The 252-nt window shown below is 52.0% G+C and carries 1 pseudogene; it reads right to left on the bottom strand.

The features are described 5' to 3' along the window. Positions 1–119 precede the first annotated feature (119 nt). Positions 120–252: pseudogene (locus F1735_RS35075) on the bottom strand (IS1595 family transposase); the annotation flags it as partial.

Below are 252 nucleotides of genomic sequence, written 5' to 3'. Positions count from 1 at the left end.
AAATGAGATTAGCCATGATTCCGCCGCCGTAACCGATCAGATTTCCTCCGATATCACCAAAAAGCGATGAAAAATCGTGCTCTCCTGATGTCGGCCAGTTCGGAAAAATCGTTTTGCAATTGGCTCCATTGCGCCACATCGGCTTTTCCGAACGTTTTCACCCTGGAGAATATGGCATATACCGGATGGCCTTCCGGCGAGATTTGCACCGCCGCGATGAATGGCACCTTATTCTCCGACCCGCGCCCCCGT

Origin of the sequence: Massilia genomosp. 1, from assembly GCF_011682185.1 — a bacterium.
GTDB lineage: Bacteria > Pseudomonadota > Gammaproteobacteria > Burkholderiales > Burkholderiaceae_D > Telluria_A > Telluria_A rubra.
Note: the sequence above shows the minus strand (reverse complement) of the source record. Positions and strands in the feature narration are given on the sequence as shown.